At 61.0% G+C, this 15,068-nt stretch carries 14 protein-coding genes; 12 read left to right on the forward strand and 2 right to left on the reverse strand.

The features are described 5' to 3' along the window. Window positions 1–111: 111 nt before the first annotated feature. The 8 genes from AC0L2A_RS14120 (at window position 112) to AC0L2A_RS14155 (ending at window position 8,079) form a co-directional block, all read left to right on the forward strand. Window positions 112–432 (forward strand): exopolysaccharide production repressor exox, encoded by a 321-nt coding sequence (locus tag AC0L2A_RS14120; protein WP_473515122.1) that lies wholly within the window; start codon window positions 112–114, stop codon window positions 430–432. A gap of 406 nt (window positions 433–838) precedes the next feature. After that, window positions 839–1,852 (forward strand): glycosyltransferase family 2 protein, encoded by a 1,014-nt coding sequence (locus tag AC0L2A_RS14125; RefSeq protein ID WP_473609275.1) that lies wholly within the window; start codon window positions 839–841, stop codon window positions 1,850–1,852. A 266-nt stretch (window positions 1,853–2,118) separates the two neighbouring features. Next, window positions 2,119–2,517 carry a hypothetical protein gene (locus AC0L2A_RS14130; RefSeq protein ID WP_091592800.1) on the forward strand — a complete coding sequence of 133 codons (399 nt, stop codon included), beginning with the start codon at window positions 2,119–2,121 and terminating at the stop codon, window positions 2,515–2,517. 142 nt (window positions 2,518–2,659) lie between these two features. Continuing rightward, window positions 2,660–3,529: an endo-1,3-1,4-beta-glycanase ExoK gene (exoK, locus tag AC0L2A_RS14135; protein WP_473515201.1), complete on the forward strand. Its 870-nt coding sequence runs from the start codon at window positions 2,660–2,662 to the stop codon at window positions 3,527–3,529. 61 nt (window positions 3,530–3,590) lie between these two features. Then, a complete protein-coding gene (locus AC0L2A_RS14140) occupies window positions 3,591–4,922 on the forward strand; it encodes a UDP-glucose dehydrogenase family protein (protein ID WP_023796744.1) in 1,332 nt (443 codons plus the stop codon). A 90-nt stretch (window positions 4,923–5,012) separates the two neighbouring features. Continuing rightward, window positions 5,013–6,473: a GMC oxidoreductase gene (locus AC0L2A_RS14145; RefSeq protein ID WP_473609273.1), complete on the forward strand. Its 1,461-nt coding sequence runs from the start codon at window positions 5,013–5,015 to the stop codon at window positions 6,471–6,473. Beyond that, on the forward strand, window positions 6,470–6,919 hold the full coding sequence (locus tag AC0L2A_RS14150; protein WP_023796742.1) for a hypothetical protein: 450 nt from the start codon (window positions 6,470–6,472) through the stop codon (window positions 6,917–6,919). Before AC0L2A_RS14145 ends, AC0L2A_RS14150 begins: the two co-directional genes overlap by 4 nt. A gap of 80 nt (window positions 6,920–6,999) precedes the next feature. Then, complete coding sequence (locus AC0L2A_RS14155; RefSeq protein ID WP_473515119.1) at window positions 7,000–8,079, forward strand: glycosyltransferase; 1,080 nt, start codon at window positions 7,000–7,002, stop codon at window positions 8,077–8,079. A gap of 141 nt (window positions 8,080–8,220) precedes the next feature. On the opposite strand, the gene AC0L2A_RS14160 is transcribed toward AC0L2A_RS14155, so the two are convergent. After that, window positions 8,221–9,243: a phosphoribosyltransferase gene (locus AC0L2A_RS14160; RefSeq protein WP_473609272.1), complete on the reverse strand. Its 1,023-nt coding sequence runs from the start codon at window positions 9,241–9,243 to the stop codon at window positions 8,221–8,223. A 38-nt stretch (window positions 9,244–9,281) separates the two neighbouring features. Further along, on the reverse strand, window positions 9,282–10,778 hold the full coding sequence (locus AC0L2A_RS14165) for a lipopolysaccharide biosynthesis protein (protein ID WP_287354971.1): 1,497 nt from the start codon (window positions 10,776–10,778) through the stop codon (window positions 9,282–9,284). Window positions 10,779–10,969: 191 nt separating this feature from the next. Between AC0L2A_RS14165 and AC0L2A_RS14170 the strand changes: the two genes are divergently transcribed. From AC0L2A_RS14170 to AC0L2A_RS14185, 4 genes are read left to right on the forward strand one after another with little or no spacing between them, the layout of a single operon-like run. Then, window positions 10,970–12,139 (forward strand): glycosyltransferase family protein, encoded by a 1,170-nt coding sequence (locus AC0L2A_RS14170; RefSeq protein WP_473609271.1) that lies wholly within the window; start codon window positions 10,970–10,972, stop codon window positions 12,137–12,139. A gap of 28 nt (window positions 12,140–12,167) precedes the next feature. Beyond that, window positions 12,168–13,160, forward strand: a complete 993-nt coding sequence (locus tag AC0L2A_RS14175; protein ID WP_473609290.1) for a glycosyltransferase family 2 protein — start codon at window positions 12,168–12,170, stop codon at window positions 13,158–13,160. Further along, on the forward strand, window positions 13,160–14,110 hold the full coding sequence (locus tag AC0L2A_RS14180; protein ID WP_473609270.1) for a glycosyltransferase family 2 protein: 951 nt from the start codon (window positions 13,160–13,162) through the stop codon (window positions 14,108–14,110). The genes AC0L2A_RS14175 and AC0L2A_RS14180 overlap by 1 nt, the downstream gene beginning before the upstream one ends. Further along, window positions 14,100–15,068, forward strand: coding sequence for a glycosyltransferase family 2 protein (locus AC0L2A_RS14185; RefSeq protein ID WP_091592817.1), 969 nt, complete (start codon window positions 14,100–14,102; stop codon window positions 15,066–15,068). Before AC0L2A_RS14180 ends, AC0L2A_RS14185 begins: the two co-directional genes overlap by 11 nt.

The raw sequence follows: 15,068 nt of genomic DNA on the forward strand, positions 1-15,068 counted from the left end.
ATAGAGTTGCAAATTGTTTCTGTCAGAGTATGGACAGCGTGGGAAGGCCGGAAGCAACCGGCCAAAAAGCGGGTGGCCTCAACAAGCTCGCATGGCGAAGGGAGGCTCGGGGTGGTCAATCATCGATTTTTGCCCGAGCAGGTTGACGGGCTGTCGGGTATGTCGCTACCAAAATTCATTATCGGCATGATTTTCGCGCTGGCGATCGTGGTCGCCTGGTCTTATCTCAACGGCGCTTCGCTAGGCACAACGCTTCTTCGCGCCATAGCCTGCGCCATTGTCATTCAACTGGGCTACTTTCTGCTCGTTTTCGCCATGGTTGCCAGAAATACCCCGACGTCGGCTGACAAGATTCGCGACGTCGAACGAAAGCTGAGTTCGACCGAAGCGGCCGATGGCGAGAAGTTCAGTGCCAGGAGAAGCCTCCACTGACCTAACGGCAGGTAGCGTCGGCCAGGTCCCTGGCGCACTGCTCGCCCGACAGCATCCTGGGCAACCGACTTGTGATTTCCCTTCAGCCTCGGATTCCCTGGCCACCACTGCCTAAATCCTGTCGATCGACCTGGTGATCAGCGATTCGAGTGCGCTGATCACCCATCCAGAATGGGCAGGGACGGTGTGCGAAGCGGCCCGTCTATCCGCTGGCATTTCACCGCCCGTCGATTTGCGCCATGACGACCCCGAAAGGAAAGACTGGACGGAGCGAGTGATTTTAACGATGCTTCGCACTCGCAGCATAAGCGCCGGCTGACGTTTCGTACAGCCGGGCAGTCAGTGAGAACGAGAGCTGCATTGGGGAGAAAATTCGGAGCTACCTGTGCAGTCGAGAGGCGAATTGATGACAGAACCGGAAGTCTGCGTGATCATTGCCGCTCGCAACGCGGCGCGGACAATTGCGGTTGCCATCGCATCGGCCTTGCGCGAGCCGGAGGTGGCCGAAGTCGTCGTCGTCGATGACGCCTCCACTGACGATACCGCGAAAATCGTTCGAGCGGCCGACGATGGCAGCGGCAGGCTTTCCGTCATCCGGCTCGACGTCAACGGCGGTCCTTCCTTGGCCCGCAACGCCGCGATCGCCAGTTCCAAATCGCCGTTCATCAGCATTCTGGACGCCGACGATTTTTTTCTCGAGGGCAGATTTCGCGAGTTGTTCGCCAGCGCCGATTGGGATTTCGCTGCCGACAACATCATGATGATCAGGGACGATGCGGCGACCGACGTTTCGAAAATCACCGCTCCGCGGTTTTCGGCCGATCCGGAATTTCTCGATTTCGAGCGCTTCATCGAAGGCAACATCTCCAGTCGTCGTGTGCAGAGAGGTGAGTTGGGTTTTCTCAAACCGGTGATCAGCCGCGCTTTTCTGGACCGGCATGGGCTGCGCTATGACGAAAACCTGCGGCTGGGCGAAGACTATGAACTCTACGCGCGCGCAGTTGCTTGCGGGGCGCGCTTCAAGGTCATCAGGTCCTGCGGCTACGGCGCGATCGTTCGCGCGGATTCGCTGAGCGGCCAGCACAAGACGCAGGATCTCAAGCGTCTGGCCGACGCGGATCTGGCGCTGCTGGCGATCGACAGTTTGCCGGAAGGCTCCAAGGCCGTGCTCAGAAAGCACGAACGGCAGGTGCGCGACAAATATCGGTTGCGAAACTTCCTCGACGTGAAGAACGAGAGAGGGCTGACAGCGGCTGCGGCCTACGCCCTGGCCAGCCAATCCAATCTCATCCCCATCGTTCGCGGCGTGGCCGCCGACAAGCTGGATGCGCTGTTTCGCCGCGCCGGCTTTGGCTCGAAACAGCCTGTGCCGTCGCGGCGCTTTCTCATGGCCGCAACCAGCCCGGTCGGCGAGGCTTGATCTGGTCCGCCGGCGCCCCACACCGATCATGTCAACAGGTCCTTACCCTGCCTCAAAGCGATGCGAATTTCCGATTCGCCGCACTAGGTGGTTGCCTACTCGCTTTGGGAATGGCATGTATGTTGCGGTGCAGCAATTCTGATTGGCTGTTTGAATCGGCCGAAAATGTCCGCCTGTCAGAGGAGCTGGACGATGCGACAAGAACTTTTTTGGCCCGGCCGGGCACAAGGGACAGCTTAGGCCGGCTATGACAGGAAACTGAGCGCATGGCCTCGATATTTGGCTTCAGATCAAGGGATCCGGCTCGAGACAGGCAGACCGATATCTCGCGCCTTGACCGCCTGGCAAAGCTGCTTGACCAGATCGCAGCCGAGATCGAGGCGGAGAAAAACGGGCTTGAGAATCGCTACCGGACCAAGGCCACCAACGCCGCCTTCCTGGTCGAGGCGATGGAAAATGGCGCGGCCTCCTCCAGCAGATCCTCCGAGGTCAGCGAACTGACGAAGTCGATCCTGAATTACGAGCGGCGCATCGCGGCGCTCGCCCGCCAGAACGAATTGATGAAGGGTCTCCGGCATTCGCTGGATGCTATCTTCGATGAAAGCGCCCAACCTGGCTCGGCCACCAAGGCCGATTTCGCCAACCCTGCCGCCGGCGCGGGGTGAAATTTCAAAGAGCCTGGCTGGCACTGGGCAAGAAGCAGGCAACCGGGGACGCTACCGGCAGAAGGTCAAGATCAGCTCGTTTCGTCATGGTTTTGAACATCGACTTGGGTTGGGGGGGCGCACAGCACAAGGTGAGTTTGGTATGAACGCGGATTCGAAAAGCACGTCCACCCCAGCAACCGGCGACCGGCCGCTCACGCGCATGATGAGGCAAGGGAAACTGAGGCAGCTATGTTCGGGCGGAGCGTTTCTGCTGGTCGCACTCGGCAGCCTGGTTGCGGGCCCGACCCCTTCCCGTTCGCAGGACATCCCGACTGCGCCATCGTTCGTCGATGATTTCACCAGCTTCGACCGGGCGCGTTGGTACATTGCCGACGGCTGGGCGAACGGCAAGTATCAGAACTGCATCTGGTCCAAAAGACAGGTCAAGCTTTCCAATGGCATGCTGACGCTCGGTTTCGAAAAGCAGAAGGTGAAGGATCGCGACTTTGCCTGCGGCGAGGTCCAATCCAAGCAGCGCTTCGGCTATGGCACCTATGAGGCGCGGATGAAAACCGATTCGGGCTCTGGCATCAACGCCTCCTTCTTCACCTACATCGGCCCAACCGACAAGCAGCCGTGGGATGAAATCGACTTCGAGGTGCTGACCAAGGACACCTCCAAAGTGCAGGTCAACGCCTACATCGCTGGCAAGGGCAATAACGAGAAAGTGGTCGATGTAGCTGGCGGCACCGACAAGGCTTTTAACGATTACGCCTTCGTCTGGGAGAAGGACCGGCTGCGCTGGTACGTCAATGGCGAGCTGGTGAACACGATCACCGATCCGGCAAAGCTGCCCAGCCATGCGCAAAAGATATTTTTTAGCCTCTGGGGCAGCAACACGATGAAGGAATGGCTCGGGCCGTTTTCGGATCCGGGTCGCAAGCTTACCTTGCAAGTGGATCGCATCGCATTCACGGCGCTCGGCCAGCCATGCCAGTTTCCGGAATCGCTGGCATGCAGCATTAAGTAGAGACCAATCTGAACCGGCCGGGCCGAAAGCGCTCCGAAGTCTTGAACAGGAATGAAATCAAATGAATTTGACGGTCTTTGGAATCGGCTATGTCGGTCTGGTGCAGGCGGCGGTGCTTGCCGAAGTCGGCCATCAGGTATTATGCGTCGACATCGACGTGAAAAAGGTGGAGCGGCTCAATCAGGGCCTCATTCCGATTTTCGAGCCCGGGCTCGAAAACCTCGTCAAGGAGAACCATGCGGCCGGCCGCATCAAGTTCACCACCGACGCCGCGGCCGCCGTCAAGCATGGCCAGATCCAGATGATCGCTGTCGGCACGCCTCCGGGCGAGGATGGTTCGGCCGACCTCAAATATGTGCTGGCCGTTGCCGAGGCCATCGGCCGGGAGATGGATGCGCCCAAGATCGTCGTCGGCAAGTCGACCGTGCCGGTCGGCACCTGCGAAAAGATTAAGGCCAGGATCGCCGTGACGCTGAAGGCGCGGGGCCGCGAGGATCTTACTTTCGACGTCGCCTCCAATCCGGAATTCCTCAAGGAAGGCTCCGCGGTGGCCGACTGCATGAAGCCCGACCGCATTATCGTCGGCACCGGCAGCGAGGACACCGAGGCGGTGATGCGTGAGCTTTACGCCCCATTCAACCGCAACCACGAGAAGATGATCGTGATGGATGTGCGCAGCGCCGAGTTCACCAAATACGCGGCCAATTGCATGCTGGCGACCAAGATCAGCTTCATGAACGAAATGGCCAATCTGGCCGAGGAACTCGGCGCCGACATCGAGGAGGTCCGCAAGGGCATCGGCAGCGATCCGCGCATTGGCTACCACTTCATCTATCCGGGCCTCGGTTATGGCGGCTCGTGCTTCCCCAAGGATGTGCGCGCCCTGATCAAGACCGCCGAAGGCGTCAAATTCGATGCCAAGCTGCTGCGCGCCGTCGAGGAACGCAACAACGAACAGAAATCGGTCCTGTTCGATAAGGTGAACCGCTGTTTCAACGGCAATCTGAAGGGCAAGACTTTTGCGCTGTGGGGCCTGGCGTTCAAGCCCAATACCGACGACATGCGTGAGGCGCCGGCTCGGGTCTTGATGGAAGCGCTCTGGAAGGCCGGTGCCAAAGTGCAGGCTTACGATCCCGAGGCGATGCAGGAATGCCAGGCCGTCTACGGACTGCGCGAGGATCTGCTCTTGTGCGGGACCAAGGAGGCAGCGCTGCGTGGCGCCGATGCGCTCATGATCGCCACCGAGTGGAAGAATTTTAAGGCACCGTCGTTCGACGCGATCAAGGATGCGCTGTCCACGCCGATCATCTTCGACGGTCGAAACCTCTACGACCCCAAGGTCATCGCTCGCTACGGCATCGAATATCACTCGATCGGCAGGATGGCGGCGTGAGATCAGGCGGGACAGGCCGGTGGCTAGGACATCAAGGACGATCGCGAAGGCTTCGATGAACGCGCTCGTGTCAACAAGGGGTCTTCTCTGATGGTGCTGGGCATCAGGCCGGAACAGATCGCCAACGAGCATTTCGATCTTGTCGCAGTCGGTTCCGGTTTCGGTTCGGCCTTCTTCCTGCATGCGTTCGCCAAGCAGCGAAAGGCACGCATTCTGGTTCTGGAATGGGGCGGGCACAACACGCATGAATGGCAGCTCGAGCAGAACGTCAACACCGACATCGAGGACAAGACCACCTACAAGACCAACTCTGACAAGCCGTGGAATTACACCATCGGATTGGGTGGCGGAACGAATTGCTGGTTCGCCCAGACGCCGCGCTTTCACCCGAACGACTTCAGGCTGAAAAGCCTCTACGGCGTCGGTAACGACTGGCCGATCAGCTATGACGAGCTCGAGCCGTTTTACTGCGATGCAGAGGACGTCATGTCGATTTCAGGCGACCCCGACATGGCGGCGATGATGCCGCGTTCCAGGCCATTTCCCCAGCCACCGCATCACATGTCGACGCCGGACCGGATGATGAAAGCGGCGCAGCCGGACCAGCATTTTGTCATGCCGACAGCCCGCGCGCGCGTGCCGACCGCGCAACGGTCTTCTTGCTGCGCCAACTTGCGGTGCGGATTATGCCCGGTCGATGCCAAATTCACCGCCAACAATGGCCTGATGCACGTCTTCGAGCATCCCGACGTTTCGGTCTGCCTTGGCGCTGAAGTGCGCCGGCTCGACCATATCGGCGGTTCAGTCCGTTCGGTCGCATTCGTGCATGAGGGCAAGGAATATTCGGTCAGCGGCGATCTTTTCATACTGGGCGCCAATGCCATCCAGAGCCCGGCGATCATGTTGCGGTCCGGCCTGTCGGGCGAATTCGTCGGGCGCGGCCTGCACGAATCCTACGGATGGAATTTCGAAGCCTATCTCGACGGTGTCGATAATTTCGACGGAAGCACCATCACCACCGGCTTGAATTTCGGCCTTTATGACGGCGCTCACAGATCGGACCATGCTGCGGCGCTGGTCTATTTCGAAAACCGCTGGCAGCACGGGATGCGCCCTGAAAAGGGACGTGTCCGTCAGACGCTTCCCATCATCATTGTTACCGAAGACCTGCTCGACCCGGAAAATCTCGTGATTCTCGACGAGGATGAAAACGCCTTCGTCAGTTTCGCGGGAGCATCCGACTATGCGGTCAAGGGCATGGCGCGGGCAAAGCAGAAATTGGCGGCGCTTCTGGCCCCGCTGCCGGTCGAAGAGATCTTCGATCGCGGCATCCGGCGCACCGAGTCGCATGTCCAGGGCACGTTGCGGATGGGCTCGAGCCCGGCGGATTCGGTGGTCGATCGGGACATGATCCACCATCAGCTCAGGAACCTGGTTGTCGTCGGCTCGAGCACATATCCAAGCTGTTCCTGCGCCAACCCGAGCCTGACGGCGGCAGCCCTCTCCCTGCGGGCGGCGAGCCGGATAGCAGGAAAGGAAATGGCCGGATGACCAAGGTTTCGCGACGCGCGGCACTGGCCATCATGGCTGGCGGAGTTGCTTCGACCGGCATCGCCTACGCCACCGTTTCCTCGCTTTCGGACGAAGACCTGGTGCGCGTCACGCTCGAAAGATATTTCGGCAGGCTGAACATGCGCATCGAACATTTGCAGCAGTTCGTCCTGGAATTCCAGAAGCGGAACCCCTGGATATTTCCAAACACAAAGCTGGGCGATGCTGTCACTGTGCTTGAGGCGCTGAAATTGGGCGCCGCACGCCGGTTTCTGCCCGAACAGAAAAAACAGGACCTGAGGCATTTCGACCGCTGGGTCATTGCCGAGTTCCATATGCTGACCGACTACGCCCGGCGCAGTTCGCCAGCCGACCCGGTCCGGTTCACCGGATGGCAGCCGTGTACCAATCCGTTCGCCAATTTGGAGACGCAGCAGGATGCTTGAAGCGGTTCGCAAGCCAGCATCCGAAAATAAGCCGTGCGTCATTGCCCGTAAACTTGAGAATGCGACAAGGAGCCGAAACCATGAAAGTGCTTTTTGCAGGCGGTAACGGTTACACGCCCCAGTTCAGCGGCGGTGTCCAGTCCAGCACCCATCACCTTGCCGAACAGTTGCGCGAGCACGGGCATGAGGCTTCGGTGCTCGCCGCCCTGTTCGGCCAGGGCGTCTTCGGCTACAAGGCGCGCGCCAAGATGAAACTTTTGAGGCAGCGCGCTGTCATCGACAGCTTTCCGGGCTATCCGGTCGTGCGCGCCTGGTTTCCCTGGGAGGCGGCGGGTTTCGCCGTCGAAAAGCTGAGGCCGGATGTCGCCGTGGTCCAGTGCCACAAGTCGGTTCCGATCGGCAAGGCGCTGCAGGCCGAAGGCGTGCCGCTGGTCGTCTATCTCAGGAATGTCGAGTTCCACGAATTGGGCGGCGATCTGCGCGAGCTGCATTCGGCGCTCTACATAGCCAATTCCGAGTTCACGGCGCGCACCTACAAGGCAAAATTCGATATCGATTCGACGGTTATACCGCCGACCATCAATCCCGCGCTCTACCGCACGCCGACGACGGGCGAGTTTGTCACGCTGATCAACCCCTATGAGGAAAAAGGTTTCGAGCTTGCGGTGCGCATCGCCGCCGCCTGCTCTGAAATCCCGTTCCTGTTCGTCGAAAGCTGGAAGCTTGACGATGATCATCGGGCCCGGATCGAGCAGACGATCGCGCCGCTCGGCAACGTCACCCTGGAGAGCCGGACCAACGACATGAAGACGGTCTACGGCCGCACGAAAATCCTGCTGGCTCCCAGCAAATGGGAAGAGGCCTGGGGTCGGGTGGCGTCGGAAGCCCATTGCAGCGGCATTCCAGTCGTCGGCTCGCGTCGTGGCGGCCTGCCCGAAGCGATCGGCTCCGGTGGCGTGGTGCTGGATTACGATGCCCCACTCGCCGACTGGGTGGCAGCGGTCAGGCGTCTGTGGACCGACAGCCTGGAATATGGGCGGCTTTCAGCGGCGGCGCGTGCATTCTCCGAGCGCCCGGAACTCGATCCGGCGGGTCAATTCGCGACCTTCTTCTCGATGCTGGAGAGGGCGACACAACAGCCTTCGCGGCAAGCCGCCTAACCCATGTCGCGCAAAAGCATTCCCTCGGGCCTGACCCTGGGCGGCCTGACCCGAGGGTGCGTAGCGGTTTTGCGATAACGACTGCATAAAACAAAACAAAAGCGCGCGTCGCGTGACGCGCTTTAAGTCCCGAAACCAGGTTCAAGCCGGTCGTTTGACCCGGCTTTTGAGCGTCTCGTAACCGCGTTCGCCAAGCAGCGTGCGCGCGACGGTCTTGATTGCCGTCTTGCGCCCGTCAGGCGAACTGATCTGCCTTAACCTGCCCGGAAGGTTGCGCGCCGCCTGTCCAAGTGCCGGAAGTGACAGCGTGTCAGGATAAATTACCAGATGCGTTTCAACGCACAGCACCGGCTTGCCGGAAAGCTCGGCGATCTTGAGGGCCTGCTGGTGCTCGCTTTCGATGAACAGGATGGCATCGGATTTGCGGTAGAAATCGGCTTTGAAACTGCCATGCACGCCAAGCCGTTGCCGTTCAGCCTTGCTCGGCAGGTCAAGCATGATCAGCTTGTCGTATTCTATGCCGTGCTTTGCCAGCCATGCTTCGGTAAGCGTGCGGTATTTCTCGAGCCGGCTGGTGACGAGCCAGCCGATCTTGCGGGTCGGGCCAAACAGAGGCAGCGCTTCGCCCAGGAATTTCTCATAGGCGGGGCCGTCGTCATTCTCTGCTTCGGTCGGGTCCAGGCAAAGCACGCCGTCAATGTCGACGCAGCTTTGCGCGAGGAATTTGTGGTGCATGAAGTTCCATTGGAACATCCTTGGATGCGGCACGACCTCGAGGACGATGTCGGTTTCCTCGTGTTGGGGCAGCAGGCCGAACACCGCGGCAAAGGTGAAGTCCGCCTTGATGCCGGCGGCCTCTACCCGGCTGCGCGCCTCTCTCATGGCAGCGCCGCCGCTGACGCTGTCGTCGATCACCAGGACCTTGCGCATATCGGTCGCCTGGCGGTCGAGCGCGGCGCGCCGTTTGGTGACGCCCGAAGTATAGATCTTACCGGCCAGGAAACTATCCAGGTCGGTCATCGGAATGTTTGCCGTCAGGCTGAGCAGGGTGGCGGCGAGAATGCCGCTTCGCGGGACCCCGACCACCAGGTCGATATCGCGCGGCAACCGGTGAAGGTTCCTGACAATCGCGTCATTCATGTCGGAGATCGATCGGTAGTGCATGGGATCAGACCTGGTCCTCGTATGGGTGTCCGTGCAAGTTACTTCGCCTCGCTTGGCGCTGCCTTAGGCGCCCGTGCCGGCAGCAGTTTTAGGGCCTCCCGCAACGCCTCGCGGCCGGAAGCAAACGCCAGCGCGGTCATGACCGTGATCATGTAGGACAGCGCCACCGCGCTCGCCATCGCGACGATGTGCTGTTGCGGCAGCAACGGCTTGGCGAACCAGATCGCGGCAAGCGCCAGATGCGCGCCAAGCACGAAGGGCGTTGCCGCGCGAAGCATATGGCTTGCCCGCAGCGGCCCGGTCTTTCCGATATACAGCCACAGAAAAGGCGTTCTGAGATACTCGCTGACCGCATAGGCGATCGCCACGCCCAGCGCGCCATAGGGCAGGCCGATCAGGAAGGCCAGCACCGACGTCAAGGCTGTTATGATGCCCCAGCGCATGAAATCGCCCGAGCGGCCCTGGCTGATGAAAAGCCATCCCGCCGGGTTGTTGAGCGGCTGCAGCAGACCGGCAAAACCGAGCGCCAGGAAGATGCTGGAACTCTGCCGCCACTGCTCGCCGAGCACGAACGGTATCAGCACGTCGGCCATGGCGATGGCGAAGGCGACACCCGGAAGTGCGACCAGCAATATCAGCGGCATGACGCGAAGATAAGCGCTGCGGTAGCGATCCGGCTCGTCCTTCAGCCTGGAAAGAGCCGGCACCATGACCTTCGACAGCGGATTGGTGATCTGGCTCAACGGAAACAGGAGCAGCTTGTAGGCGCGGTCATAGAGTCCAAGCTGCGCTTCGCCCCAGTATTTTCCGATCAGCACATTGTCGAGATTTCGGGCAAAGAAGTTGGCGAAGTTGAACCCGGTGATGCCGGCGCCGAAATTGATCAGCTCGCTGATGCCGTTGACCTTGCGCGGCAGGCTGGGGCGCCATCGCGAGTTTGCCCAGTAGCAAAGCGTGGGCAGTACGGCTGCTGTCAGGGTGCCGGCAAAAAGCGCCCAGTAGGAACGGTCGATGAAAGTCCAGGCGATCGATACGGCAAGGCCGGCAATGGCGCTTGCGACGTCGATGATGGCCAAGCGGGCGAACTGCATTCGGCGTGTCAACAGCGCCAGATGCTGGGCGCCCAGCCCATAGGCTATGATCTGCAGCCCGAGTGCTGCCACCAGACCAGACACCCGCGGTTCGCCATAGAAGGCGGCGACCAGAGGCGCCGCGCCGGCAAGCACGCAGGCGAGCAATGCGCTAACCGCGACATTGACCCAGAAGAGGTAATTGACCTCTTCATGCTTGATTCCGCTTTTCTGAACCGTCGCCTGGGTCAGGCCGAAATCCTGGAACAGCGCGATGAACGCCAGCACAGGCGCGCACATCGCCACGACGCCGAAGTCCTGCGGCGAGAGCAGGCGCGACAGCACGATGACGGAGACGATCTGCGTCGCAACCCGCACCGATTGCGCCAAAGCCGTGATGATAGCGCCGCGTCCGACCGATCTGCGGAGAGAGCCCTCTGGCGGGTCGAATGCATTGGCTTGCAAATTCAGGGTCCCTGATTTTCGTGCCGGTCCCGGAGTCCCGACCCATGCCCGATGCCACCATCAAACTACGGCAATAATATTGCAGCGCAACAAAAAACATTGATTTTTGCTACGCTGCACCAAAAATGTTGCGATGCAGCACGAGCTGTACTAGGATTCTTTCGGGCGGGCCAACAGCGGTCGAGTTTTTCATGCTGCATGTCTTGTACTTGGTGCACGACGTCTCCGATCCGGCAGTGCGCCGGCGGATCATAATGCTCAAGGCAGGCGGTGCCCAGGTCACACTGGCAGGCTTTCGCCGGTCAGCAAGCCCGATCGCCGAGGTCGAGGGCTTGCATCCGATCGATCTTGGCGCAACGCGCGATGGGCGATTCGCCCAGCGGCTGGCAGCGGTCACCCAGGCGGCGGTTTCGATCAGGTCGAAACTCGGTTCGATGCCAAGACCCGACCTCATCATCGCGCGCAATCTGGAAATGCTGGCGCTTGCCCGGCGTGCCAAATCGGCATTCCAGGCAACCGTGCCGATCGTCTATGAGTGTCTCGACATCCATCGCCTGATGCTTCGCGACGATTTTCTGGGCAAGGCGATGCGCGGCGCGGAGCGCTATCTGGCCAGGGATGTAAAGCTGCTGGTCACCAGTTCGCCGGCCTTCATCGCAAACTATTTCAAGCCGTTCGGGCAGATTGCCGCGCCGGTCGAACTGCTCGAAAACAAATATTTCGAGCCTGCCGCGGTTTCGCTGAATGATCGCACGGCGGCGGAGCCCGTCGCTCCGCCTTGGCGGATCGGCTGGTTCGGCGCGCTCCGATGCCGCCGCTCCCTGGAACTGCTGGCCGAATTTTCCCGGCGACTTGAGGGCCGCTTCGAAATCATCCTCAGGGGCCGTCCGGCGCTTTCCGAATTTCCGGATTTCCACGGTTTCGTCGAATCTGAGCCCTGGCTCTCGTTTGGCGGACCCTATCGGAATCCCGAAGATATGGCGACGATCTACCGTGAGGTTCATTTTTCCTGGGCCATCGATTTTTTCGAGCAGGGGCTGAATTCTGAATGGCTGCTGCCCAACCGCCTCTACGAGGGCTGCCGCTTCGGCGCCGTGCCGATCTCGATGGGCCACACCGAAACCGGCCGGTTCCTCGACCAGCAGGGAATCGGTGTTCTCTTGCCTCAAGCAACTCCCGAGGCACTCGAGACTGCCTTGGGCGAGTTGGAGGACCATCGTTTCGGGAAATTGCGGGCGCGTGTTCTTGCCCGAAATCCGCGAACCTGGAGCCACGATCGCAGCGATTGCCGGGCGCTCGTCGAGAAGCTTCGCGGGTTGACGGTCGCGCCCGGTTCATATGCTGCCGAGGCACTGGCTTAGGATGGCTAGGGAAGGACATGGGCCGATGATGCAGACCGAAATGCCGTCCAACCTGATCGTGATTCCGTGCCTGAACGAAGCGGCTCACATCGGTGCGCTTGTTCATGAACTTCGACCGGCCGCCGAAAGGCTCGGCGCCCGGATCATCGTTGCCGATGGCGGTAGCACGGACGGCACCAGGGCGATCGTCGAGGAGATCGCCAGGAAGGATCCGAGGGTCATCCTTCTTGACAATGAAAAGCGCCTCCAGAGCGCGGCGATCAATCTCGCCATCGCCAGGTACGGCGATGGGGCTGAATATTTCATTCGCATCGACGCGCATGGCGGCTACCCTCCGGATTATTGCGATCGGCTGATCGAAGAGGCGCTGGCCACCGGCGCCGATTCGGTCGTCGTCTCGATGCTGACCAGCGGCAGCGGCACAGTGCAGAACGCGGTTGCGGCTGCACAGAATTCCAAGCTCGGCACGGGCGGCTCCAAGCACCGGCATCTCTCGGCGGGAGAGTGGGTCGACCACGGTCACCATGCGCTGATGCGGATTTCGGCGTTCAAGGCGGTGGGCGGCTATGACGAGACGTTCAGCCACAACGAGGATGCGGAGTTCGACTACCGGCTGCGCAAGGCCGGCTACCGGATCTGGATGAGCGGCAAGACGCAAATGATCTATTACCCGCGCTCGTCGCTCGCCGGCCTCTATTTCCAGTATCTCGGCTATGGCCGCGGCCGGGCAAAGAACGTTCTCAAGCACCGCATGATACCGAAGGTCCGGCAGATGGTGCCGCTCCTGGTGTTCCCTGTCGTCCTTCTCTCTGCCTTTTTCTTCGTGCATTGGCTGGCAGTCATGCCGATTCTGGTGTGGGCGTCGGTTTGTCTCGGCTATGGCGTGTGGATTGCGATCAGCCAGCGCAATCCGGACAGCGCCCTTGCCGGGATTTCGGCGATGGTCATGCATTTCGGCTGGTCCGTCGGTTTCTGGCTGCAACTGCTTGGACCGCGATTGCAACGTAGAAGGGTGGCGTGATGGGTGTGGCCGAAAAAAACCGCAGCGTCGACGTCTGCGTCTGCACGTTTAGGCGGCCGGAGCTTGCCGACACGCTTCGCTCGGTCGCCGCCCTGGACTTGCCTTCGGGATTCGACATCCGCGTCATCGTCGCCGACAATGATGACGGGCCAACGGCCGAACTGCTGGTGGCGACGCTGGCGCAGACGCTGAAGCTGCCGATCAGCTATCGTCATTGCCCGGCACGCAACATCTCAATCGCCCGCAATGCTTGCCTCGACGCCAGCACGGCGGATTTCGTCGCCTTCCTCGACGACGACGAAACGGCATCCTCGAGATGGCTTGTCGAACTGGTTGCGACGGCGGACTTGAGTGGCGCTGCCGCCGTGCTCGGGCCAGTGCGGGCGCGCTATCGGCCGGATGCGCCCAACTGGATGCGCCGCGGCGATTTTCACTCCACCTTGCCCGTCTGGGTGGGCGGCGAGATCCGCACCGGCTACACCTGCAACGTCCTGCTCAGGATGGGCGCCGACAGCCTCCGCGGCCGGCGATTCAGCCTGGCGCGTGGTCAGACCGGTGGCGAGGACACCGAATTCTTCGACCATATGGTCAAGGCCGGCGGTCGCATCGCCTTTTCGCCGCAGGCCTGGGTCGATGAAGTGGTGCCGCGCGCCAGGGCGGCTTTCGACTGGCTCCGTCGCCGCCGGTTCCGCGTCGGGCAGACGCATGGACACCTGCTGGGGCGCGACGCGCATGGCCTCGCGTTGGTCAGGCAAGTCGGCCTCGCCTCGGCAAAGGCGGTCTTTTGTTTCGCGTCGGCAATCCCGGTCGCCATCAGTCCCGTGCGCAGGAACCGCAGCGTGCTTCGCGGCATCATGCATGTCGGCGTCGTGAGCGGTCTTGTCGGCGTGCGTGAAATCCGCCAATACGGCCTGCCCTCGCCGCAGGAAGGGGGCAAGCGTGCAGCCTGACGTCACCTTTGTCATTGCCGCCTACAATTCGGAGCTGACCATCGAGCGGGCGATAGCCAGCGCCATCGCCCAGCGCGATGTGAGCGTGGAGGTGATCGTCGTCGATGACCAGTCGCGCGACCGGACGCTCGATCTGGCGCGATCCTACCCCGAAGACATCGTCCGCGTCGTCGCACTTGAGCAAAACCGCGGTCCAGGCGGCGCCAGGAATGTCGGCCTTGAGCTTGCCCGCGGCAGGTGGGTGGCGGTCCTCGATTCCGACGACGCGGTCTATCCCGGGCGGATCTGCACCATGATTGACCGCGCCGAGAAAGCGGGCGCCGCGATCGCAGTCGACAATCTCCAGGTGGTTCGCGAGGACGGTGTTGCCGAAGAGACGATGTTCCCGGCCGACTATCTCGAGGGTTTGAGTGAAATCTCGCTGGCGGACTATATTGCCGGCAATGTGGTCTTCGAATCCAGGTTCAATCTCGGTTATCTCAAACCGATCTTCCAGCGCCGGTTTCTGAACGAAAACGGGCTTCGCTATGACGAAAGCCTGATCATCGGCGAGGACTACATCCTGCTGGCCAGTGCTCTGGCCAAGGGCGGCAAGTGCGTGGTCGAGCCGACGACCGGCTATGTCTACCATATCCGGACCGGCTCCATTTCCCGCGTGCTCGAACTTCATCACGTCGAGTCGATGCGTAAGGCCGACCTCGTTTTCGCCAGAGCCCATTCGATGGACGCAAAGGCCGCAGCCGCTTTCGCAAGGCGCACGCGCAGCCTGCGCAAGGCGGCGTCGTTCCTTTCTCTGGTCCAGCACATCAAGGCGCGATCCCCACTCAAGGCGGTGTGGACGGCGCTCAGCGATCCGGCGGCGGTTTGGCATATGGGCATGCCGATCGCCGTTCGGCTGCGAAGGTTGGCGGCGCAATTTGCCGTGGGTGCGGGGGAGGTGAAGGGTGCAGGCAGCTGA

The sequence above is a fragment of the Mesorhizobium sp. WSM4844 genome, from assembly GCF_055811775.1.